The 23,834-nt window shown below is 39.0% G+C and carries 20 protein-coding genes; all 20 read left to right on the forward strand.

Annotated features, from left to right (window positions below; translation table 11 throughout):
• The first annotated feature begins 66 nt into the window (after positions 1-66).
• The 20 genes from queG to ZA05_RS17420 all read left to right on the forward strand — a co-directional run bounded on the left by queG (position 67) and on the right by ZA05_RS17420 (position 23,833).
• Positions 67-990, forward strand: coding sequence for a tRNA epoxyqueuosine(34) reductase QueG (gene queG / locus ZA05_RS17325; RefSeq protein WP_053992944.1), 924 nt, complete (start codon positions 67-69; stop codon positions 988-990).
• Between the two features lie 53 nt (positions 991-1,043).
• Positions 1,044-3,347 carry an NADP-dependent malic enzyme gene (locus tag ZA05_RS17330; RefSeq protein WP_053992945.1) on the forward strand — a complete coding sequence of 768 codons (2,304 nt, stop codon included), beginning with the start codon at positions 1,044-1,046 and terminating at the stop codon, positions 3,345-3,347.
• Positions 3,348-3,404: 57 nt separating this feature from the next.
• Positions 3,405-3,986, forward strand: coding sequence for a Holliday junction branch migration protein RuvA (gene ruvA / locus ZA05_RS17335; RefSeq protein ID WP_053992946.1), 582 nt, complete (start codon positions 3,405-3,407; stop codon positions 3,984-3,986).
• Between the two features lie 70 nt (positions 3,987-4,056).
• Entirely contained in the window at positions 4,057-11,274 is a 7,218-nt protein-coding gene (gene sprA, locus ZA05_RS17340; protein ID WP_082333832.1) for a cell surface protein SprA, read from the forward strand.
• 97 nt (positions 11,275-11,371) lie between these two features.
• Complete coding sequence (gene gcvH, locus ZA05_RS17345; RefSeq protein ID WP_053992948.1) at positions 11,372-11,752, forward strand: glycine cleavage system protein GcvH; 381 nt, start codon at positions 11,372-11,374, stop codon at positions 11,750-11,752.
• Positions 11,745-12,107, forward strand: a complete 363-nt coding sequence (locus ZA05_RS17350) for a VanZ family protein (protein WP_157514740.1) — start codon at positions 11,745-11,747, stop codon at positions 12,105-12,107. The genes gcvH and ZA05_RS17350 overlap by 8 nt, the downstream gene beginning before the upstream one ends.
• A 62-nt stretch (positions 12,108-12,169) precedes the next feature.
• Complete coding sequence (locus ZA05_RS17355) at positions 12,170-12,895, forward strand: energy transducer TonB (RefSeq protein WP_053992950.1); 726 nt, start codon at positions 12,170-12,172, stop codon at positions 12,893-12,895.
• A gap of 111 nt (positions 12,896-13,006) precedes the next feature.
• On the forward strand, positions 13,007-13,804 hold the full coding sequence (locus tag ZA05_RS17360) for an energy transducer TonB (protein ID WP_053992951.1): 798 nt from the start codon (positions 13,007-13,009) through the stop codon (positions 13,802-13,804).
• A 136-nt stretch (positions 13,805-13,940) separates the two neighbouring features.
• Positions 13,941-16,025, forward strand: coding sequence for an energy transducer TonB (locus tag ZA05_RS17365; protein WP_231632518.1), 2,085 nt, complete (start codon positions 13,941-13,943; stop codon positions 16,023-16,025).
• Positions 16,026-16,062: 37 nt separating this feature from the next.
• Positions 16,063-16,326, forward strand: coding sequence for a hypothetical protein (locus ZA05_RS17370; RefSeq protein WP_053992953.1), 264 nt, complete (start codon positions 16,063-16,065; stop codon positions 16,324-16,326).
• 123 nt (positions 16,327-16,449) lie between these two features.
• Entirely contained in the window at positions 16,450-17,337 is an 888-nt protein-coding gene (gene cyoE / locus ZA05_RS17375; protein ID WP_053992974.1) for a heme o synthase, read from the forward strand.
• Complete coding sequence (locus ZA05_RS17380) at positions 17,338-17,919, forward strand: cytochrome c oxidase subunit 3 (RefSeq protein WP_053992954.1); 582 nt, start codon at positions 17,338-17,340, stop codon at positions 17,917-17,919.
• Positions 17,920-18,056: 137 nt separating this feature from the next.
• Positions 18,057-19,037 carry a cytochrome c oxidase subunit 3 gene (locus ZA05_RS17385; protein WP_053992955.1) on the forward strand — a complete coding sequence of 327 codons (981 nt, stop codon included), beginning with the start codon at positions 18,057-18,059 and terminating at the stop codon, positions 19,035-19,037.
• 19 nt (positions 19,038-19,056) lie between these two features.
• Positions 19,057-19,437 (forward strand): cytochrome C oxidase subunit IV family protein, encoded by a 381-nt coding sequence (locus ZA05_RS17390; RefSeq protein ID WP_053992956.1) that lies wholly within the window; start codon positions 19,057-19,059, stop codon positions 19,435-19,437.
• A gap of 69 nt (positions 19,438-19,506) precedes the next feature.
• Entirely contained in the window at positions 19,507-20,223 is a 717-nt protein-coding gene (locus ZA05_RS17395; protein ID WP_053992957.1) for a hypothetical protein, read from the forward strand.
• Complete coding sequence (locus ZA05_RS17400) at positions 20,213-20,962, forward strand: SCO family protein (RefSeq protein WP_053992958.1); 750 nt, start codon at positions 20,213-20,215, stop codon at positions 20,960-20,962. Before ZA05_RS17395 ends, ZA05_RS17400 begins: the two co-directional genes overlap by 11 nt.
• A gap of 27 nt (positions 20,963-20,989) precedes the next feature.
• Complete coding sequence (locus ZA05_RS17405) at positions 20,990-21,535, forward strand: DUF420 domain-containing protein (protein WP_053992959.1); 546 nt, start codon at positions 20,990-20,992, stop codon at positions 21,533-21,535.
• Between the two features lie 2 nt (positions 21,536-21,537).
• Positions 21,538-21,762: a hypothetical protein gene (locus ZA05_RS17410; RefSeq protein ID WP_053992960.1), complete on the forward strand. Its 225-nt coding sequence runs from the start codon at positions 21,538-21,540 to the stop codon at positions 21,760-21,762.
• A 132-nt stretch (positions 21,763-21,894) separates the two neighbouring features.
• Complete coding sequence (locus ZA05_RS17415; RefSeq protein ID WP_053992961.1) at positions 21,895-22,587, forward strand: ABC transporter ATP-binding protein; 693 nt, start codon at positions 21,895-21,897, stop codon at positions 22,585-22,587.
• A 1-nt stretch (position 22,588) separates the two neighbouring features.
• Positions 22,589-23,833, forward strand: a complete 1,245-nt coding sequence (locus ZA05_RS17420; protein ID WP_053992962.1) for an ABC transporter permease — start codon at positions 22,589-22,591, stop codon at positions 23,831-23,833.
• The last annotated feature ends 1 nt before the right edge of the window (position 23,834 follow it).

The following is a 23,834-nucleotide window of genomic DNA, read 5'->3' on the forward strand; positions in this document are numbered from 1 at the left end:
ACAGTAATTAATATCGCCGACTTTGGTCGGCTTTATTGTTTGGTTTTTTCGCTGTACATTGGCCCAATGAAACCCCCGCAGGCCCATACAAAAAGTATTAAAGACGAAGCCAAACGACTTGGATTTTTGTCCTGTGGCATTAGTAAGGCTGGATTTTTGGAAGACGAAGCTCCTCGATTGGAACAATGGCTTAACAGTAATATGCACGGAGAAATGCGTTATATGGAAAACCATTTCGACAAGCGCTTGGATCCTACAAAATTGGTAGAGGGCAGCAAGAGTGTCATCTCTTTATTACTAAATTATTTCCCAGAAAAAACACAGGAAGATACTTCGTTTAAGTTGTCCAAATATGCCTATGGAACAGATTATCACTTTGTCATCAAGGATAAATTAAAACAATTACTTGAGTTTATAAATGAAGAGATTGGCGAAGTAAATGGACGTGCTTTTGTAGATTCGGCGCCAGTGCTCGACAAGGCTTGGGCGGCCAAATCTGGTTTGGGATGGATTGGAAAAAACAGCAATTTGCTCACCAAACAAGTAGGGTCCTTCTATTTTGTTGCAGAACTGATTGTGGACCTTGAATTGGAATATGACACACCAACAACCGATCATTGCGGAAGTTGTACCGCCTGTATCGATGCCTGTCCTACGGAAGCCATTGTCAATCCCTATGTGGTAGATGGTAGTAAGTGTATTTCCTATTTCACTATTGAACTGAAAGACAATATTCCTACAGAATTCAAAGGGAAATTTGACGATTGGATGTTTGGCTGCGACGTTTGTCAAGATGTCTGCCCTTGGAACCGATTTTCAAAGTCTCATAGTGAGCCGCTTTTCAATCCACACCCAGATTTGCTCTCCATGACCCAAAAGGATTGGGAAGAAATCACCGAGGAAACCTTCAACAAAGTCTTTAAAAAGTCTGCAGTTAAGCGTACTAAGTTGACTGGATTGAAAAGAAATATTCAGTTTCTAAAAGATTAGAGATTCATCCATAGGATTATTACATTTGTAATTCATATTAATCCAATTTTTATATGAGCAAAGAAAGCAAACGCCGTGAGGCTTTGGTGTATCATGCCAAGCCAACTCCAGGGAAAATTCAAGTAGTTCCTACAAAAAAATACGCTAGCCAAAGAGATTTGTCCTTGGCCTATTCACCCGGGGTAGCGGAACCATGTTTAGAAATCGCTAAAAAAACAGATAACGTTTATAAATATACAGCCAAAGGAAATTTGGTAGCCGTAATTTCCAACGGGACAGCCGTTTTGGGACTGGGTAATATTGGTCCGGAAGCTTCCAAACCCGTAATGGAAGGCAAAGGCTTGTTGTTTAAAATATTTGCGGATATCGATGTGTTCGACATCGAAGTGAATACGGAAAATATTGACGAGTTTATCCAAACCGTAAAAAATATTGCGCCAACTTTTGGAGGTATCAACCTTGAAGATATCAAGGCGCCAGAAGCTTTTGAGATTGAGCGTCGTTTAAAGGAAGAGTTGGACATTCCAGTAATGCATGATGACCAACATGGAACTGCCATAATTTCTGCAGCAGCATTGATCAATGCTCTGGAATTAGCAGAAAAAAATATAGAGGACGTTAAAATTGTAATTAGTGGTGCGGGAGCTGCCGCTATTTCCTGTTCTAGATTGTATCAGGCTTGTGGAGCCAAACTTGAAAACATGGTGATGTTGGATAGTAAAGGTGTGATAAGAAAGGACCGCGCCAATTTAACCCCGGAAAAAGCTGAATTTGCCACTCACAGAAGTATAGATACCCTTGATGAAGCAATGGTAGATGCCGATGTGTTCATCGGTTTGTCAACAGCAGATATTGTCTCTCCTGAAATGTTAAAGGCAATGGCCAGCAATCCTATTGTGTTTGCAATGTCCAATCCGGATCCTGAAATAGCCTATGACCTGGCAATTGACACAAGGGATGATATCATTATGGCTACAGGACGGAGTGATCATCCTAACCAAGTAAACAACGTACTTGGATTTCCTTTTATTTTTAGGGGAGCATTGGATGTGCGTGCAACCAAAATAAACGAAGAAATGAAGATGGCTGCGGTAATAGCTTTGGCTAAATTAGCTAAAGAGCCCGTGCCGGAACAAGTGAATATAGCTTACGGCGAAACTCGCCTAACTTTTGGAAGGGATTACATCATCCCGAAGCCATTCGATCCAAGATTGATTGCCGAAGTACCTCCAGCAGTGGCAAAAGCCGCTATGGATAGTGGTGTTGCCAAAGAGCCAATTACCGATTGGGGAAAATATCAAGAATCCCTTATGGAGCGTTTGGGCTCGGATAATAAGGTGGTTCGATTATTGTTGAATCGCGCCAAAATGAATCCTAAGCGTGTGGTCTTTGCCGAGGCAGATCAATTGGATGTGTTGAAGGCAGCACAGATAGCCCACGAAGAAGGGATTGCCTTTCCAATACTTTTAGGTCGAAGGGAAGAGATTGAAAAGCTAAAGTTGGAGATTGATTTTGATGCGGATGTGCCAATCATCGATCCAAAATCGGATGAGGAGTTAGACCGTCTGAACAAATATGCAGAGGTATATTGGCAACAGCGCAAGCGTAGAGGAGTGACTTTGTATTCGGCTCAAAAAGTAATGCGTGAACGCAATTATTTTGCGGCTATGATGGTAAACGAAGGAGATGCCGATGCCCTTATTTCTGGGTATTCACGTAGTTATCCTTCAGTGGTTAAGCCTATGTTGGAGCTTATAGGGATGGCCAAAGGCGCTACCCGTGTCGCTACCACCAACTTGATGATGACACGCCGTGGCCCAATGTTTTTGAGTGATACCGCAATCAATATGGACCCATCTTCAAAAGATTTGGCGAAGATTGCACAAATGACAGCCAAAATTGTGAAAATGTTTGGAATGGAGCCAGTAATGGCCATGATTTCCTATGCCAATTTTGGTTCCTCCAAAAATGAACGTACCACCAAAGTAAGAGATGCCGTAGAGTATCTGCATAAATATTACCCAGATTTGATTGTGGATGGAGAATTGCAAACAGACTTCGCTCTTAATAGTGAGATGTTGCAGGACATATTTCCGTTTTCAAAATTAGCCGGTAAAAAAGTAAATACACTTATTTTTCCAAATCTTGAGGCTGCCAACATTACCTATAAACTCTTGAAAGAGCTCAATCAAGCAGATTCCATTGGGCCTATCATGATGGGGATGCGAAAACCAGTGCACATTTTGCAATTGGAGGCTAGTGTGGACGAAATTGTAAACATGACAGCCATTGCAGTAATTGATGCCCAACAGAAGGAAAAAAGGGAGCAGGAACTCAAGGCGTCAGAAGAAAAGTAACCTCCTCTCGTTGTAAATAATTTTATTACATTTGAGAGGTTTAAATGAGGCTATTTAATGATTACACATATTCAGGGGAAACTTGTTGAAAAGAATCCAACCGATGTCACCATAGATTGTAATGGAGTGGGCTACCTACTCCATATTTCTTTACATACATTCTCCAAAATTCCAGATCAAGAAAATTTAAAGTTATATACGCATCTTCAGGTAAGGGAAGATTCGCATACCCTTTATGGGTTTTCTTCTATTTCTGAAAGAGAAATTTTTCGCTTGTTGATCTCTGTAAGTGGGATTGGGGCCAATACGGCAAGGACCATGTTGTCCTCCTTAACGCCGAAACAAGTTAGGGAAGGCATCGCCACTGGAGATGTGGCCTTGATACAGTCTATCAAAGGAATTGGAGCCAAAACCGCACAACGAGTTATTTTGGACTTGAAAGATAAAATTTTGAAAGTCTATGATATTGATGAACTTTCGGCCCCGCAAAGCAATACCAACAAGGATGAAGCGTTATCAGCATTAGAAGTTCTAGGATTTAATAAGAAGCAGGCAGAGAAGGTGATTGACAAGATTTTAGCAGAACAAGCCGATGCAAGTGTGGAATCCCTTATCAAGGAGGCTTTAAAAAAATTATAACAGAGATTTGAGTACAAATAACCCGATTTATACTATTTCAACCCGATCATACCTGCTTTTTAGTATCGTAATGCTTTTTAGCCTTTTCGGTTTTGCGCAGGAAGCAGAAGAACAAGATACTACCAAAACAGGTTTTTCCATGGGAAGGATGACACTTCCCAATCCTAATAGCATTGTTTCAAAATATACTTACGACCCGTTAACTGATAGGTACATCTACACCGAAAAAGTGGGGGAATTCAATATTAATTACCCTATTATTTTAACGCCGGCAGAATATTATAAGTTGGTGCTTCAGGAACAGCAAAAGGGATACTACAAACAGAAAATTGATGCGGCAGAAGGTAAAAAAGAGGGAAGTGAAGAAGAACAAAAAAATCTATTGCCGGAATTTTATGTGAATTCGGGCTTTTTTGAATCGGTGTTTGGAGGCAATACTATTGAGGTGGTGCCTCAGGGATCGGTGGAAATGGATCTAGGGGTGCTTTATACCAAGCAGGACAATCCAACCTTTTCGCCAAGGAACCGAAGTAATTTTACCTTCGATTTTGACCAAAGAATCAGCTTGAGTTTATTGGGGAAAGTGGGGACAAGACTTCAGGTAACTGCCAATTATGATACTGAGTCTACCTTTGATTTCCAAAACTTGATAAAATTGGAATACACACCTACCGAGGATGATATCATCAGAAAAATTGAGGTGGGTAATGTAAGTATGCCATTAAACAGTTCTTTGATTACAGGAGCCCAGAGTTTATTTGGGGTAAAAACCGAATTGCAATTTGGGAAAACTACCGTAACCGCTGTCTTCTCCGAACAAAAATCACAATCGCAGTCTGTTGTAGCGCAAGGAGGAGGTACTTTGGAAGAGTTTGAATTCTTCGCAAGGGACTATGATGAAAACCGACACTTCTTCTTGTCACAATATTTTAGGGAACATTATGATGAGGCCTTAAATAGATATCCGTATATCAACAACAATATTCAAATTACCAGAATTGAAGTTTGGGTGACCAACAGAAGCAATCAAACGGATAATGTCAGAAATATTGTGGCCTTCCAGGATTTGGGAGAATCGGATGTTATAGGGCTTGCGTCCCCACCTGCGGGGTTTGTGAATGTGCCCGGAGGCGCGTATCCTGATAATGGGAACAATGATTTCGATCCTTTGAATATTGGCGGAGCAGGGTCTCAATTAACAGATGCGGTAAGGGATATCACCACAGTAGAACAAGGTATTTTGACACCTGCCAATGAAGGGTTCGATTTTGGTAAGTTGGAAAATGCCAAGAAACTTCAAGAGGGATCAGACTATATTTTAAATACACAGTTGGGGTATATTTCCTTAAATCAAAGACTTTTAAACGATGAAGTATTAGCAGTTGCCTACCAATATACTGTGGGCGGCGAGGTCTACCAAGTAGGGGAATTTGCCAATGATGGTGTGGAAGCTACAGATGTTTCCCAAGATGTAAATTCAGAAAACCAAATAGTGAACAACAATAGTTTGGTGTTGAAAATGCTGAAGAGTGCCATTACTAGTGTTGAACAGCCTATTTGGGACTTGATGATGAAAAACATCTATGATACAGGTGCTTTTCAATTAAGTCAGGAAGATTTTAAACTGAACATTTTTTACACCGAAGCTTCTCCTGTCAACTACATTTTACCTGTGGACGGGACTACATTCCCGCCATTCCATAACAATACAACAGATCCAACTGACGATACGGCAATAAGTGAAACCCCTTTAATTAGGTTATTCCACCTAGACCGATTGAATTATAATAATGATCCACAACTTGACGGGGATGGGTTCTTCGATTTTGTGCCAGGGCTAACCGTATTGACACAAAATGGAAAAATCATCTTCACCAAAGTGGAGCCTTTTGGACGCTACCTGTTTGATGTCTTGGATGATGACAACAACCCTAACAACAACGATGCAGATTACGAACAGGATACCTATACTAACCCTAACCAAGAGAAATATGTATATGATATTCTCTATAAGCAAACCAAAACGGCTGCCTTGGACGAATCTGAAAAGAACAAGTTCCAGCTTAAAGGGCGTTTTAAGTCTTCGGGGGGTGACGGAATTCCATTGGGAGCTTTCAATGTGCCAAGAGGTTCTGTAGTGGTAACTGCCGGTGGACGTGTGTTAGTGGAAGGAATCGATTATACGGTGAACTACCAATTGGGGCGTGTTCAAATTTTGGATGAGGCCTTAAAAGCGTCGAATACGCCTATCAATGTATCCGTTGAAAACAATGCGGTTTTTGGACAACAAACAAGACGCTTTGCAGGGGTGAATGTGGAGCATCAATTCAATGAAAATTTTGTATTGGGTGGAACTTTCTTGAATTTAAGTGAGCGCCCAATTACCCAAAAGGCCAATTACAATACAGAGCCTATCAATAATACTATTCTGGGGCTTAACGGTAACTATTCTACCGAAGTGCCATTTTTGACTAGAATGGTTAACAAATTACCAAACATCGATACGGATGTGCCATCCAATATGTCGGTAAGGGGCGAGTTCGCCTATTTGTTGCCAGGGGCTCCAAAGGGAACCGATTTCAACAATGAAGCAACTTCATATGTAGATGATTTTGAAGGGACACAAGGCGCTATCGATTTATTGTCACCATTGACATGGTACCTGTCGAGTAGGCCTGTTGGACTTGGTCGCAACTACCCTGGATTTGGAGGTGAAGATGACAACGGCTTGCAAAATGGTTTTGACCGTGCCTTTTTGAACTGGTATACCATTGACCCTATTTTCTATAGCACACAGAGGCCTAGCGGAATTAATGACGACGATATCTCTAACCTTTACACCAGAAGGGTATTTATAGATGAGGTGTTCCCTCAAGTAGATTTGGTCCAGGGCCAAAGTACGGTAATCTATACCTTGGATTTGGCTTACTATCCTTCGGAACGTGGACCGTATAACTTTGAAGATTCTGCTGCCGATGGAGAATTGGATAACCCGATGGATTCTTGGGCGGGGATTACCAGACAGATTACTTCTACCGATTTTGAGCAGGCGAATGTTGAATATATAGAATTCTGGGTTCAGGATCCATTCTTGGATAACCCATCAAATCCGGGAGGTACCTTAAGTATCAACTTGGGGAATATTTCCGAGGATATTCTTAAGGACGGTAAAAAGCAATTTGAGAATGGATTGCCGGAAGATGGGAATATTGAATTTCTTCAGAACAACTTGTCTGTTGACAAACCATACGTCGTTCCGCAGAACCAATCCTTGATCTATACATTTGCCACAACAGGCCAGGAGCGTACCAACCAAGATGTTGGGTACGATGGTTACGACGATATTGAAGAAGCCCAAATGTTGAGTGAATTGGGAGTAGCTGGAAACTTTGGGGAAGATCCTGCGAAGGATAACTATACTTACTTCCTAAATACGGAAGGAGATATTTTTGAGCGCTATAAAAAGTATAACGGTACAGAAGGGAATTCACCGGAAACCTTTACCGATACTAATAGAGGTTCAACAACCCAACCAGATGTGGAGGATATCAATAGGGATAATACCATGAACACGATCAATAGTTATTTTGAATATAACATTGATATCAAGCCTTCCACTTTAAACGAGAACAACGAAAAAATCAACGATATCAAAACCCGTGAAGTAACCTTGCCTAATGGTGAAACCAGAGAAGTGGTTTGGTATCAATTTAGAATTCCTATCAACGCGTCTGATAGAGTTGCCGTTGGTGGTATTACCGATATTAGATCGGTGAGATTTGCCCGTATGTATTTAAAGGAATTTACCCAACCTACTGTATTGCGTTTTGCTACCTTGGATTTGGTGCGTAGTGATTGGCGTCGTTTTACGGGAGACTTGGATAATGATCCAACCAATGAAAGTCCAAACTTGGAATTTAGTACAGGAGTTGTTGGCCTTCAAGAAAACGAAGGTAACTATGTGTTGCCACCAGGAGTGGAATTGGAAGAGTTGAATAACAACAACAATATTGTACGCCAAAATGAGCAGTCGCTTGTAGTAAAGACATGCCAATTGGAGGCAACAGATTCCAAAGGGGTATTCAAAAATATTAATATAGACATGCGTCAGTACAAAAAACTGCGAATGTTTATGCATGCCGAAAATGGGGAATCCGGTACTTTGAATGATAACGACTTGGTTGGATTCATCAGGATGGGTAATGATTTTACCGATAACTTCTATCAAATTGAAGTACCGTTGCAAGTATCTTCGGGAGGTATTTCGGCCACAGAAGTATGGCCGGAAGAAAATGAGATCAATTTGCCTTTGGAGCTATTGCAACAAATTAAATCTAAAGGAATTTTTGACGGGTCTTTAAGTAATGACGATCCAACATTCTATAATGTAGATAATGGTGAGGTAAGTGAGAACCCGGTTCCTGAGTTTTCTGAATATACAGCAGGGCAACAGCGTATCGCCATTAAAGGAAATCCTAATTTTGGAGACATTAGGGTGTTAATGGTAGGGCTTAAAAACATTAGCTCGGCACAAACTGGAGGTTCCGGTTATGATGTCTGCGGTGAGGTGTGGTTCAATGAGCTTCGCCTATCCGATTTACATAACGAAGGTGGTTGGGCTGCCGTTGTTGGAGTGGATGGTAATGTGGCCGATTTTGCCAATGTAAGTGCTACGGGAAGACAAAGTACTTCTGGTTTTGGTTCGGTGGAACAAAGACCGAATGAAAGAAGTAGGGAAGATGTTCAGCAGTACAATGTGGTGACTAATGTGAACCTTGGACAGTTGCTGCCTAAAAAATGGGGGATTCAGGTACCATTCAATTATGGGCAAGAAGAAGAAATGATTACCCCTAAATATGATCAATATTACAACGACCTTACCTTGGAGTCACGTTTGGATGCTGCCACTTCCGAAGATGAAAAGAAACAGATCAGGGAGCAGTCTGAAGATTATACCAAGCGTAAGAGCATCAATTTTATTGGGGTGAAGAAGCAACGGGCGGCAGAGGCCAAGCCTCATTTGTATGATCCTGAGAACTTAACTTTCAATTACTCTTACAATAAAGTGGAGCATCGGGATTTTGAGATTGAGAATTCCTTAGACCAAAGGGTAAGGGCCGGAGTGAACTACAATTACAATTTTGCCCCTAAAAAAGTGGAGCCTTTTAAAAAGAACGATTCCTTGTTTACAGGAAAGTATTGGAGGATTCTTAAAGATTTCAACTTGAATGTAATGCCAACAAGTTTCTCGGTGAATACAGATATTATCCGCCAGTTCAATAAGCAGAAATTTAGAGAGGTTGAACTTACCGGTAATAATATTGGACTTGAAGAATTGTATCGAAGAAACTATACCTTCGATTTTCAGTATGCCTTAAATTATAATGTTACCGATAATTTGAGTTTTAATTTCAATGCATCCAATAACAACATTGTACGAAATTATTTTATTGATGATCAAATCAACGGAAGACAAGACTCAAGTTTAAATGTTTGGGATGGCTTCTTCGATCTAGGAGATCCAAATATCCAGAACCAACAGTTCCAGCTGAACTATGAAATTCCGTTGAATAAAATTCCAACTTTGAGCTTCTTGAATGCTACCTATTCTTATACAGGCGATTTTCAATGGCAAAAAGGCTCGGATTTGAACACTAATTTTGAGTATACCAATGAGGATGGTGTAACCAACTATTACGATTTGGGGAACTCTATACAAAACGCCAATACCCATGCTATAAATTCCTCCCTTAATATGGAGAAACTTTACAGTTATTTGGGCTTGGTTAAAAAGCGCTCCAGACGTACCACTAGGCAGCCGCAAACAAGAGGCAAGGATGGTAAGAGGGTTGTGAATGGAGCCGACGCCCGTAACCAATCCAATAAGAAGCAAAGTAAAGTAGTGGGAGCTGCAGTGGATGTGCTGACTATGGTGAAACGAGTTCAAATAAATTATTCTGAAAATAATGGAACCTATTTACCGGGTTATACAAGAACACCTGGTTTTATTGGGACCACCAAGCCTACTTTTGGTTACACTTTTGGAAGTCAAAGAGACATTAGGGACATGGCGGCGCGAAATGGTTGGTTGACTGTATTCCCTAACTTCAATCAGCAGTATACAGAGTTGACAAACCAGACCTTAGATTATTCTGCCAATGTAGAATTGATTCCAGATTTAAAGATTGATATCACCGGAGGAAGACTCTATTCTGAAAACATGACCGAAAACTTTAGGGTTGAAGACATGGATAATGATGGAGAGTTAGACTATAATTCCTTGATCCAAAACTCCTATGGAAACTTTAATATTTCCACAGCGCTTATAAAAACAGCCTTTAGCACCAGTGACGAGACTCAGTCGGATGCTTTTAACGATTTTAGAGCTAATCGTATGGTGATTGCTCATAGATTGGCACAGGAGTTTTATGGTAACAATACGTATGAATTGGATGCAGAAGGCTATCCATTAGGTTTTGGTAAGAACAGTCAGGCTGTATTGTTGCCTGCCTTTGTATCTGCCTATACAGGATCCAATCCAGATAATGTAAAACTATCGGCATTTAGGGATTTCCCAATTCCAAATTGGCAATTGAAGTATACAGGGTTTATGAAGATGAAGTGGTTCAAGAAGAACTTCAAGCGTTTCTCAATTACTCATGGTTATCGCTCTAGTTATACAATTAACCAATTCCGAACCAATTTAGATTATGTCGCTGCCGATCCAACTTTGGAATATGATAGTCAAGATCCGGATGTATTTAACCAATCGGGCAACTTCAAGAGCAAAACGTTATATAGTAATATCAATTTAGAGGAACAGTTTAGTCCTTTGGTTCGTATTGATTTTGAAATGAAGAATTCGGTGAAGATTTTGGGAGAGATTAAGAAGGACCGCATCCTTTCCCTAAGTTTTGACAATAATTTGATGACAGAAATCCAAGGTCAGGAATATATAGTTGGACTAGGGTACCGTTTCAAGGATGTGCGTATACGTTCTAAACTTGCAGGACCACAACAGATTATTAAAAGTGATTTAAATATGTCTTTGGATGTGTCTGTAAGAGATAACAAGACTATTATAAGATATCTGGATTTAGATAATAATCAAGTAACCTCAGGACAGACCTTGTGGGGGGTAAAGTATAAGGCCGATTATGCCTTTAGTAAATACCTTACAGGTATTTTCTATTTTGATTATTCATTCTCAGACTACGCTATTTCAACAGCATTCCCACAAACAACCATTAGGTCTGGAATCACGTTGAGGTATAATTTCGGAAATTAAGTTAACATAGTTCCTTTCTGCTGAAAAAAGTCAGAGAAAATTAGGTGATTCAGGTTTTAAAAAATTATTTTTGTGCCAATTAATTATTACACACAAAATGAATATACCGGCAGATTTAAAGTACACTAAAGACCACGAATGGGTTAAAGTAGAAGGCGATGTTATAACTGTAGGAATTACAGATTTTGCGCAAGGCGAATTGGGAGATATTGTTTATGTTGAAGTGGAAACCTTGGACGAAACTTTGGAAGCGGAAGAAGTTTTTGGAACTGTTGAAGCCGTTAAAACTGTATCTGATTTGTTTTTACCAGTGTCTGGTGAGATTATCGAGTTCAACGAAGTCTTGGAAGATGCTCCAGAGCTAGTGAATAGCGATCCTTATGGAGACGGATGGATGATCAAGGTAAAATGCTCAGACCTTGCCCAATTAGAAGAATTGATGACTGCTGAAGATTATAAAGCGCTCATCGGTGCCTAAGCCAATTGCGTTAATACTACTGCTGGCTTATGTAGTGGCATTAACCTCTTTGAGCCTGATGAACATTCACAAAATGCCAAGTCTAGGCTCATCTTTTGATGATAAGTTGTACCACCTAGGAGCTTATGTTGTTTTTATGCTGATAAGTTTTAATTTTTTCAGGCAAACGCAACTAAAACACAAAATTTTGGTGTCAGGTGCAATAATTGTGCTTTATGGCATTATTATTGAGGTGTTACAACAAACGCTTTCAACTACTAGAACCTTAGATGTCTATGATATGTTAGCCAATTTTATTGGAGTTGTAGTAGGAGCAATCATCATAAAGCTTATGGTGAACCTTAAGTTAAATTAAAATAATCGCTTGCTTTTTTAACTATTAATTGGTTATTTTAGCATTCTTAAATGTTTTAAGATATGGAACCGAAAAAAAATACCAAGGCCGACGTAGGCAGAAATAGCTCGATTTATTTCGCAGTGGGCTTGGCTTTAATGTTGTTGCTAACCAATTTGGCAATTAACTACAAAACGTACGATAAGGCAGCAATTGACATAGGTCAATTGACCATGGATGAGGAATTGGAGGAGGAAATTCCAATTACTGATCAGCTTAAAACACCACCCCCACCACCGCCACCACCACCAGCAGCTCCCGAAGTTATTGAGGTAGTAGAGGATGAAGTGGAAGTTGAGGAAACGGTAATTGAATCTTCTGAATCAAGTCAAGAAGAGGAGATTGTTGAAGTTGAAGAGGTATTTGTTGAAGAGGTAGAAGAGGATATCGAGGTTCCTTTTGCTGTAATTGAAAACGTACCTGTATTTCCTGGATGTGAAAAAGAAAAAGGAAACAATGCTAAAAAGGCTTGTATGTCTGAAAAGATTAGCAAGTTTGTAAATAAGAAGTTTAATACAGATTTAGCTAGTGAGCTTGGGCTTTCAGGAAGACAGCGTATCAACGTAATCTTTAAGATCGACAAAAACGGAGAGATTACAAATATCATGGCAAGAGCGCCGCACCCAGGTTTGGAAAAAGAAGCAAAACGTGTGATTGGTTTGCTTCCTAAAATGAAACCAGGAATGCAAAGAGGTAAAGCGGTAACAGTACCATATTCCTTACCTATCTTGTTCCAAGTTCAGGATTAAGACTACTTAATTTTAAAATATTAAAAAACCCGTCTAAGTTTTAGGCGGGTTTTTTGTTTTTGGTATGCTTATTGTGTTTTTGCATAATATTAACATCTTAAATTCAATATTATGAAAAATTTTAACAAAAAGACTTGTAGTGCTGGCCAGAGCACTTCAAGTGTCGCAAAATCACAAAAGCACGATGTAAATTTACAAAAAAACTCAACCCTGTATTTTCAAATCGGGTTAATTCTATGTCTTTTGGGGGTATATGGCCTTTTTGAAATGGAATTCGAAACCAAGATTCCAAAGTATGAAAAAGCAATGGTCAAGGAGAAAGCTCCAGACGAATTCGTCATGCAGGAATTTAAAGTGTACCAAGAGCCTGTTCAGCAAAGGGAGGAGAAGCCTAAAGTGGAAACTAGGTTAATCACTGAGCCTCCCAAAATTGAGGATAATATGTCTAAGGATCTTCCCGTGCAAATTTTAACAACTTCAGAGCAAAATGTAGGTGATGAGGTTGTGGATGCAAAATCTCTTAATGTTTATAAGGTTGTTGATGACATTCCTTTGCCTTTCGAATTTATAGAATCGGTGCCTGTGTACCCTGGGTGTGAAAAAGCTAAAGGAAATGATGCCCGGAAAAAATGCATGTCGGAGAAAATAGCCAAATTGGTAAACAGAAAGTTCTCTCCTGATATTGCTCGGGATTTGGGATTAAATGGTATTCAAAAGATTTATGTTGAATTTAAAGTGGGAAAGACAGGAAAAGTTAAGGATATCAGGGCAAGGGCCCCTCGTATGGAATTGGAAAATGAAGCCAAAAGAGTGATTAATAAAATTCCTGTAATGACACCTGGAATGCAAAGGAACAAACCTGTTGATGTTATATATTCTTTGCCCATTATATTTCAGGTGAAAAATTAAATAGTTGTTAGTATGTTGTTCAACCGTTACTCCGTATTGGGTAACGGTTTTTTAATGGCGTTTTTTGAAAAAGTAGTATATTTCGACCATCAAAGGCCGACCGAATTTTATGAAGCGCATCACACTCTGTTTTTTTATGTTTTTCTGTGTTTATGGATTTTCCCAAAATACAGAAGCCTATCAAAAATCTCCCGTTTTTCCTGGATGTGAAACCGAACCTATAGACAATCTCAAAATTTGTTTCAACAATAAAATCAACCAGTATATCTTCGATAATTTTCAGGTACCTGAAATAGTTCAGGAGGAGAACTATCAAGGTGATATTAAAGTTTTGTTTGAAGTGAATGCTGAAGGGGAATTTAAAGTACTGTATGTAGATGCCGTGTATGAAAGTTTGGAGGAAGAAGTGAAGCGTGTATTTGGGGAATTGCCAAAAGTTTCTCCTGGAACTTATAATGGTAATCCAACCTATTTTCAATATTCCATTTCTGTAAAAATTCCTTTGGTAAACCCTCAAGGAATCTCAAATGAGGTTTACACACAGACGGAAAAGTTACATAGTGCGGTCGATTTAAACGAAACCATTTCCAAAGAATACGATAGCATCAATAATGATATTGTACCGTATGAAAAGTTGGAATACAGCAGTCAGTTAAACATTCCTTTTACCCATGCCTATTATGCCCGTTTTGATGGTCAAATGAATGTCTTGGGAACTAACAGTCATACGGCAGCTAAGCCTTTTGTATATGCTGAGGTGGCGCCTTATTATGATTTTAAGGCTGAAAAGGAATCCTTGGCCAAAGGAAGTGATGGTTGGTGGGGTAGAAAACTTTGGGATGAGCATTTGGTTCAGGTGCAGGGAAAGGACTATTGGTTTGTCATCGATCCAATTTTTGATTTGCAAGTAGGAAAAGACACTGAGGCCGATTTCAATTCTACCTATAACAACACGCGTGGATTGATTGTGCAGGGAGGTTTAGGGAAGACCTTGAACTTTTCAACTTCAGTCTATGAAAGTCAAGGGAGATTTGCGCAATATTTTAATGATTATGCCGAAAGCTTAAAAGCTTTTGGGCCTGATCCCGCCATTGTTCCGGGTAGGGGTATTGGAAAAGCCTTTAAGGATAGAGGCTATGATTACCCTGTGGCCGAAGCATACTTGTCCTATGCGCCTGCAAAGTTCATTAATGTGCAGTTTGGGCACGGAAAGAATTTTATAGGAGATGGGTATCGCTCCCTTTTCCAAAGTGATGTGGCGAGTCCGCATACCTTTTTTAAGCTGAATACGAAGTTTTGGAAAATAAAATATACCAATACTTGGATGTGGTTAAAAGATGTGCGTCCTGAGATTATTGAGGATAAGTCTTTTTTGACCAAATATATGGCCAACCATTATTTGAGTTGGAATGTGTCCAAACGATTGAACCTTGGTTTTTTTGAATCGGTGTTGTGGACCGATACCAACGGACGTGGATTTGATATCAACTATCTAAACCCAATTATCTTTTTTAGGGCGCTTGAGTTTGAATCGGGTCAAGGTGCTGGGAATGCTATTGTAGGGGCTTCGGCCAAATACAAATGGAACAACAAGGTGAATCTTTACAGCCAGTTTATTCTTGACGAATTTTCCTTAGGAGACGTTAAGGGCGGAAACAAAAGCTGGAAAAACAAGTTCGGATATCAAATAGGGATGAAATATTTCAACGCTTTCAAAGTAGATAATTTAATGGTTCAGTTGGAATACAACCGTGTGAGACCTTATACCTATTCACATAACACCATTGTATTGAACTACGGTCATAACAACCAATCCATGGCCCACCTGTGGGGAGCCAATTTTAGTGAGCTTGTCATCATAGGTCGTTATAACTACAGACGTTGGTTTGCAGATGCCAAATTCATTATTGGAAAGCGTGGGTTCGATTACAATACCGAAGAAGACAGTTTTAGCTATGGGGGTGATATCTATCGCAATTACAATGAACGGCCGTTTGATACAGGCGTGGAAGTGGGGCAGGGGATTACAACCAATAGTTTCAATGCCGAATTACAAACAGGATACATTATCAATCCGGTGAGTAATTTGAAGTTGTTTACCAATATTAGTTTTAGAAACTTCAATCCTGAAACCAATTCGGCAGACTTAGCCAATAGAGATACATTTTGGTTTAGTCTAGGGGTGAGAACAGATTTGTTCAATTGGTATTACGATTTCTAAATTTTTTGTATCATTGAAAATGTAATTCGTTTCCCTTATGATAAAACTAACCAACGCTTCCTCCTCAAGCCTAAAAAAGCTAATTTTCGGCATCGTAATGTTTAATATGTTTGCAGTGTCTCCTTCCAATTTTGGAGAAGGCAATTCAACGCTCATCATTTCGTTTTTGTCCTTAGTATTTGTATTGGGTATTTCTACCCTTTTGATAAAGCGAGGAGAGCTCCCTAAAGCTAGATTAAAGCCAATGCTTGTTTTTGTTGGCTTTTCTTTTGTACTTATTATGGCAAAAATATGGTTATAGAACTTTCCGATTCCCCATTCTAAAGGCTTCAAAATAAACCAAAGAACGGCATTGTCCAATAAGAATTAATAAAGTATCTTTGCCCACGCAAAAATTACAGCGACAAATTTTACGGGTTTGAGTATTAAAAATTCTTCAGTTTCAATAAGTTCAGTATTTTCTGATTTTAAGGAAATCACCAAAATAAGACTTTCGGTTAGTGTTGTTTTTTCTTCCATAGCAGGGTACTTGTTGGGTGCCGAAAGGATAGAATTGACCACTTTAATACTTTTGGCCTTTGGTGGGTATTTTATGGTGGGAGCTTCCAATGCGTTTAATCAGATTATTGAACGCGATTTGGACGCCAAGATGGACCGTACCAAAAATAGACCCATTCCTGCCGGGCGTATGACTGTTAATACGGCATTTGTAATAGCAGCATTGTTTACCATTTTAGGGATTATCACCTTATATATTATCAATCCAAGAACTGCTATGTATGGGGCCATTTCCATATTCTTATATACCAGTGTTTATACACCTTTAAAAACTAAAACACCATTGTCGGTTTTTGTTGGGGCCATACCGGGTGCCATTCCGTTTATGTTGGGGTGGGTAGCCGCTAGAAATCACTTTGGAATTGAGCCAGGTACTTTATTTGCCTTGCAGTTCTTTTGGCAGTTTCCTCACTTTTGGGCCATTGGTTGGTTCTTATTTGAGGATTACAAAAAGGGAGGCTTCTTTATGTTGCCAACCGGGAAACGCGATAAAGGCACGGCCGTACAAATCATCATGTATACTGTTTGGACCATTTTAGTGTCTATTATTCCGGTGTTTGGGTTTACAGGGGATTTGAAACTTTCCATAGTCGCGGCCATTGTTGTGTTGTTGTTAGGTCTTGTAATGTTACATTTTGCATTCGACCTATTTAAGAAAAGAACGGCAAAAGCGGCCAGGGATTTAATGTTGGCCAGTGTATCATACATTACTTTATTACAGATAGTTTACGTTATAGACAAATTTTTAAGATAAATGGATTTAACCGAAGGAACCTTTCAAGAGAAAAACGCAAGAGCCAAAAAAATGATGCTATGGTTTGGTATCATTTCATTGTTTATGTCGTTTGCTGGTCTAACAAGTGCTGTAATTGTGAGTAAGAGCCGCCCCGATTGGCTCAATGATTTTCAGTTGCCAAGTGCATTTATTGTAAGTACTGTAATTATTGTATTAAGTAGTGTTTCCTTCATTTTGGCGAAACGAGCCTTAAAACAGGATAATAGGGGCTTGGCTACCTTAATGCTATGTTTAACTTTTGTGTTGGGCGTAGTTTTTATTTACAGTCAAATATTGGGGTTTTCCCAAATCATCGATTTAGGTTATAATTTTACAGGTCCTACTAGCAACGTAACTATGAGCTTTGTGTACATCATTGCCGCTGCTCACATTGCACACGTATTGGCTGGCTTACTTTCAATTTTGGTGGTAATTTATAACCATTTTAAACAAAAGTATTCTTCAAAGGAAATGCTAGGGGTAGAACTGTCTGCAACTTTCTGGCATTTTGTAGATATCTTATGGATATTCCTATTTTTATTTTTAAATTATATAGGATAGTATATATTTGACTTTTATCCCATTTTAGGAATTCCCTTTCTTTATCAAGCATTTGTTTTGAAAATATGAAAGCGAAGTTTCGTTAGATGGATAAAATGATTATTTTTGTGCAAATTTTAACAAAATAAACGCTTAATATGAATACTACAGTAGTGAATACTGGTACAGAAGGCAAAACTTGGGGAGGTGGAAATGAGCCTCTTAAGGCAAGTTATGGTAAAATGATGATGTGGTTTTTCATCGTTTCGGATGCTTTAACTTTTTCTGGATTTTTGGCAGCTTATGGATTTTCAAGATTCAAATTCATTGGGACTTGGCCTATAGCGGATGAGGTTTTTACTCACGTTCCGTTTTTACACGGTCAGGAATTGCCAATGATTTACGTTGCTTTTATGACCTTTGTTTTGATTATGTCTTCCGTAACTATGGTATTGGCTGTAGATGCTGGGCACCATATGAAGAAGTCTAAAGTGACTATTTATATGTTCTTGACCATTATTGGTGGTTTGATCTTCGTTGGATCGCAAGCTTGGGAATGGGCGACCTTTATTCAAGGGGACTATGGAGCAGTACAAACAAAAGGAGGAAACATTCTTCAATTTGTAAATGCTGAAGGAGAGCGTGTAGCATTGCGTGACTTTGTGGTGGCAGAACACTCTGAGCGTACAACTCATGAAAACAAAAATGGACTTTGGTTTGTTGGAGAATCTTCTTTGCCAAGTTATACCGTAGAGGAAGTCGTAAAAGGATTGGAATCTCACAGTGATATTTTGGTAAGAACCCAAACACTTGATGAACACGGGCACAAGACAGTGTTAACAAGAGAAGCGTCTTTAAAAGCACTTAAAACTAATGGTAAAATGGTGGTTGAAGGAGCTAACCTTCACGTTAACGAATATGGATCTCCATTATTTGCCGATTTCTTTTTCTTTATTACAGGATTCCACGGATTCCACGTATTCTCTGGTGTAGTACTTAACATCATAATTTTCTTCAATGTTATTTTGGGAACTTACGAGAGAAGAGGAAGCTACGAAATGGTTGAGAAAGTTGGACTTTACTGGCACTTTGTAGATTTGGTTTGGGTATTTGTATTTACATTCTTCTACCTAGTTTAATTTAGATAAAATAGTTACAATGGCACACGCACATAAATTAGAGATTTTAAGAGGATTAGTTAAGTTTAAATCTAACACCCAAAAGATCTGGGGAGTATTGATTTTGCTTTCCATTATTACAGCTGTAGAAGTTGTTTTAGGTATCTATAAGCCTGAAATGTTCATGGTGAAGGTTATAGGAATGAAACTCCTAAACTGGGTATTCATCATCCTTACCCTTGTGAAAGCGTATTACATTACATGGGATTTCATGCACATGAGAGATGAAACTTCGGGATTGAGGAGAGCGGTAGTTTGGACGGGAGTATTCTTGATTTGCTACTTGGCTTTCATCCTTTTAACCGAAGGAGATTACATTCAAGGGGTGTATTCTTCAGGTTATATCAAAAATGATTTTTAAGAACGTTGCTTAACGTTAAATAGATATAAAAAAGGCGGTTATTCAACCGTCTTTTTTATTTTTGCACCCATGAAAAACAATCAAGTAAAGCGTAATCTGGTATTGGGAATTCTCTTCTTGCTTCCAGTGATGTTTGTTCTGGTTTTATCGCTTTCAAACGATAATTACAATACTTTGGAAATCGTTCATGAGAATGTTGTGGATTTACCTCAAAGAAGCGATTCAGATATCCAACTGAAAGGTCATTTAACAGTGTTGGGATTCTTTGGAAAGCATCCAAAGGAACAATCTACGCCTGCCTTAAACCTTAAGGAATTGGTCTATGACAAATTCAAGGGGTTTAAAAAGTTTCAAATAGTTATTTTGGTTACACCAGAAGCCAAAAACGAAGCCGAAGAATTGTTCAAGGAAATTGCGAGCTACGAAGATATGCGTTTTTGGCATTTTGTAACACTTGACGAACCTAGTATCCAAAAGGTGTTTAGTAGTTTGAAATCGGATTTGCAGTTGAATGAAAACCTTTCAACAGAAGAAGTTTTTATTGTAGATACTGATCTAAAACAGCGCGGTAGAATGGATGACCGGGAAGATTGGGAAAATAAAAAGAATTTAGAGCCTTATCCCTTATATTCTTACAATGCAATTGAAGTTGCTGAGTTGAAAAACAAGTTAAGTGCCGAAGATTTACGAATTTTGTTTACAGAATACCGCGAGCGCCGAAAGGGGAATTACGATTCTACCCAAAGACGCGCCAACGATTTAAAAGAACATGACGATGAGCAATAAAACAAACTATTCATATGTAGGGATCGCCTTTATCATCTTGGTTTTTGGAATCATTTTTGTTCCAAAAATTGTGGATAGAATTAGCAATGAAGATATCACTAGACACGAGAGTAGAAGTGATCATGCTAAAACCAAAGAAAAAGAAGTTGCAACTTCCGAATTGGCTTTTTTGAACATTAATGGAGCGCCTAAAAAGGTGCCAGATTTCAGTTTTGTGGATCAAAATGGGAAGCAAATTAGCAATAAGGACTATGAAGGAAAGGTGTATGTGGTGGAATTTTTCTTTACCACCTGCCCATCCATATGTCCAAAAATGAACAAGAACTTGGTTCAGATTCAAAATGAATTCAGGGAATTTGAAGATTTTGGAGTGGCTTCCTTTACCATCAATCCAGAGCACGATACGTCTGAAGTTTTAAAGACATATGCAGATAATTACGGTATTACCAATCCAAATTGGCATTTAATGACAGGAGATAAGGATGCTATTTACGACTTGGCCAATATTGGGTTCAACCTGTATACCGGGCAAAATGATGACGTGGCTGGCGGTTTTGAACATTCAGGCAATTTTGCTTTGATCGACAAAAATGGGTTTATCCGTTCAAGAGTGGTTGCTGGAAACCCATTGATTTTTTACAACGGGATAATTTCTGAGACAGAACAAAAAGACGATGAGGGGCAAGAGCAACAAATCACAATGCTTAAGGAAGACATCGTACAATTATTACAAGAATAGAATATAGCTATCAATTAGTGGTTAGATATGAGTAATCAACAAGTTTTAGAGGAAAAGAAATATAATAAGTGGATTGTAATTTTATCGGTTGCGATTCCTTTGGCAGTGGCGGCCCTTTTTGGTGTCAACCTTAGAAAAATGGGGTTCGACGTGGAGCCTTTAACCTTCTTGCCTCCTATTTATGCAGCTATCAATGCGGTAACCGCTTTGGTGTTGGTATTGGCATTTTTAGCCATTAAAAAGAAAAAGGTGAGCTTGCATGAAGGATTAATGAAGTTTGCCATCATTCTTTCCGTACTGTTTTTGGTAATGTATGTAGCTTACCACATGACCAGCGATTCTACAAAATTTGGAGGGGAAGGCCCCATAGCTTATGTCTACTATTTTATTTTGATAACGCATATAATCCTTTCAATAGTGATCATTCCATTTGTTTTGATTACTTATGTAAGGGCGATTACCAATAATATTGAAAGGCATAAGAAAATAGCTAAAATCACGTTTCCTATGTGGTTATATGTAGCCATTACGGGGGTAGTGGTGTATGTAATGATTTCACCATATTACGCGTAGTTATGAAATCTAAATGGACAATCTTTTGTATTGGTTTGTTGTTGTCGTTAGACTCCTTTGCACAATGTGCCATGTGTCGCGCTGTGTTGGAAAGTGAGGAAGGTCTATCGGCGGCGGAAGGCGTTAACAATGGGATTGTATATCTTATGGCCATTCCATATATCTTAATAGGAGGGCTTGGTTTTATTATCTATTATAAATTCTTTCGTACCCAAAAATCAAAATAGTTTCATTTTACTGTAACATTTTTTAATCATTTCAGTCTTAATAGTATACTTAGTTAAGTAATTCTTAACAGTTTGTTAGTATAAAAGGTTTTAACTTTTATGTAACATTGTATAGGTGTTAACTGTCTGTTTATGATTGAAATAAATAATATTCACAAGTCTTACCACATGGGGAGCAATAGTCTTCATGTGTTAAAGGGAATCAATTTTAACGTAAAAGAGGGAGAGCTTGTTTCCATTATGGGGTCTTCGGGATCTGGGAAGTCTACGCTACTGAACATTTTGGGAATGCTTGACGAAGCAGATTCAGGTGAATATCGTTTGGATGGTTTTCCTATCAGTAATCTCAACGAGAAAATTGCTGCCAAATACAGAAACGAATTTCTTGGGTTTATTTTTCAATCCTTCAACTTGATAAATTACAAGACAGCTTTAGACAATGTTGCCTTGCCTTTGTACTATCAAGGTGTGAAAAGGAAGGAGCGCATAGATAAGGCCAGACATTATTTGGAGAAAGTTGGTTTGGGCCCTTGGGCCAACCATTTGCCAAGTGAACTTTCTGGAGGGCAAAAACAACGGGTGGCCATTGCTAGGGCCTTGGCTAGTGATCCTAAGGTGTTATTGGCCGATGAGCCTACAGGGGCCTTGGATACCACGACTTCCTATGAGGTTATGGAATTGATTCAGGGAATCAACGATGAGGGCAAAACAATTCTGGTGGTGACCCACGAGCACGATATCGCAAATATGACCAAGCGAATTGTGAACCTTAAAGACGGCGTGATTATAGACGATAGTTTGGTAAAACAGGTAAGAGCTTCTTAATATGTTTGATATTGAACGGTGGCAGGAAATTTTTGAAACGTTACGAAAAAATAAACTTCGTACGTTTTTAACCGGGCTTTCGGTAGCTTCCGGAATCTTCATACTTGTCATTTTATTAGGGTTCAGTAAAGGCATCGAAAATGGGGTGACGTCCCAATTCCAAAGGGATGCTACCAATATGATAACCGTGTGGACCAATAGAACTACAAAAGAATACAAAGGCCTAAATCCTGGGCGTTATGTCCAATTAAAGAACAACGATTTTAATATGGTTTCCGCCAAGTATAAAGATTACTTGGAATATGAATCGTCACTTCACGGAATGTGGGGGGTAACTATGACTTATGGAAACCAGACGGGAAGTTATCGTATAAGGGGAGTGATGCCCGATCATCAATTTATTGAAAATGCCGATATCTTAAATGGACGTTTCTTAAATCAAACAGATCTTGAAGAGGCCAAAAAGGTCGCAGTCATTGGGAATAAACTCAAACGGGATTTATTTAAGGATGAGGATCCCATAGATAAGAACATCTTAATGTATGGTATGAATTTTAAAGTGATTGGTGTCTTTTCAGATCCTGGTGGAGATAGGGAAGAAGATCAGGCCTACATACCGATATCTACTTCGCAAAAGGTCTTTAATATAGGTGACAATATTCGAAACATGTTGTTCACTGTAGAGATGTCCGATAATTTTTCTGAGGCGGTTGCCTTGTCGCAAAATATTTCCACAGAAATTGAATCGCAAATCAAACAAATGCACACGGTAGCTCCAGATGATACCGGAGCAGTCAGAGTTTATAATACCCTCGAGGAAGCCAAAAAGATATATAAACTTATTGATACCATTAAAGCGGTGTTTTGGTTTGTTGGAATAGGGACCATTATTGCGGGCATTGTGGGTGTGGGCAACATCATGCTCATTATTGTAAAGGAACGCACCAAGGAAATTGGAATTAGAAAAGCTTTGGGGGCATTGCCATGGTCTATTATTGGCATGATCATTCAGGAAGCTGTTTTTGTAACGATGTTCTCCGGATTGTTTGGGCTGATATTAGGTCTAACATTGTTAGAGGCGGTCGGTCCACAGGTAGAGAGTGATTTTATAAAGTATCCTCAAGTAGATTTCAATATCGCCATTACTACCGTGTTTATTCTGGTATTTGCGGGAGCCTTGGCTGGATTCATACCGGCCTATAGAGCGGCAAAAATTAAACCTATAGAGGCATTAAGGGACGAATAAT

This window comes from Mangrovimonas sp. TPBH4 (genome assembly GCF_001280505.1).
In the GTDB taxonomy this organism is placed as follows: Bacteria; Bacteroidota; Bacteroidia; order Flavobacteriales; family Flavobacteriaceae; genus Mangrovimonas_A.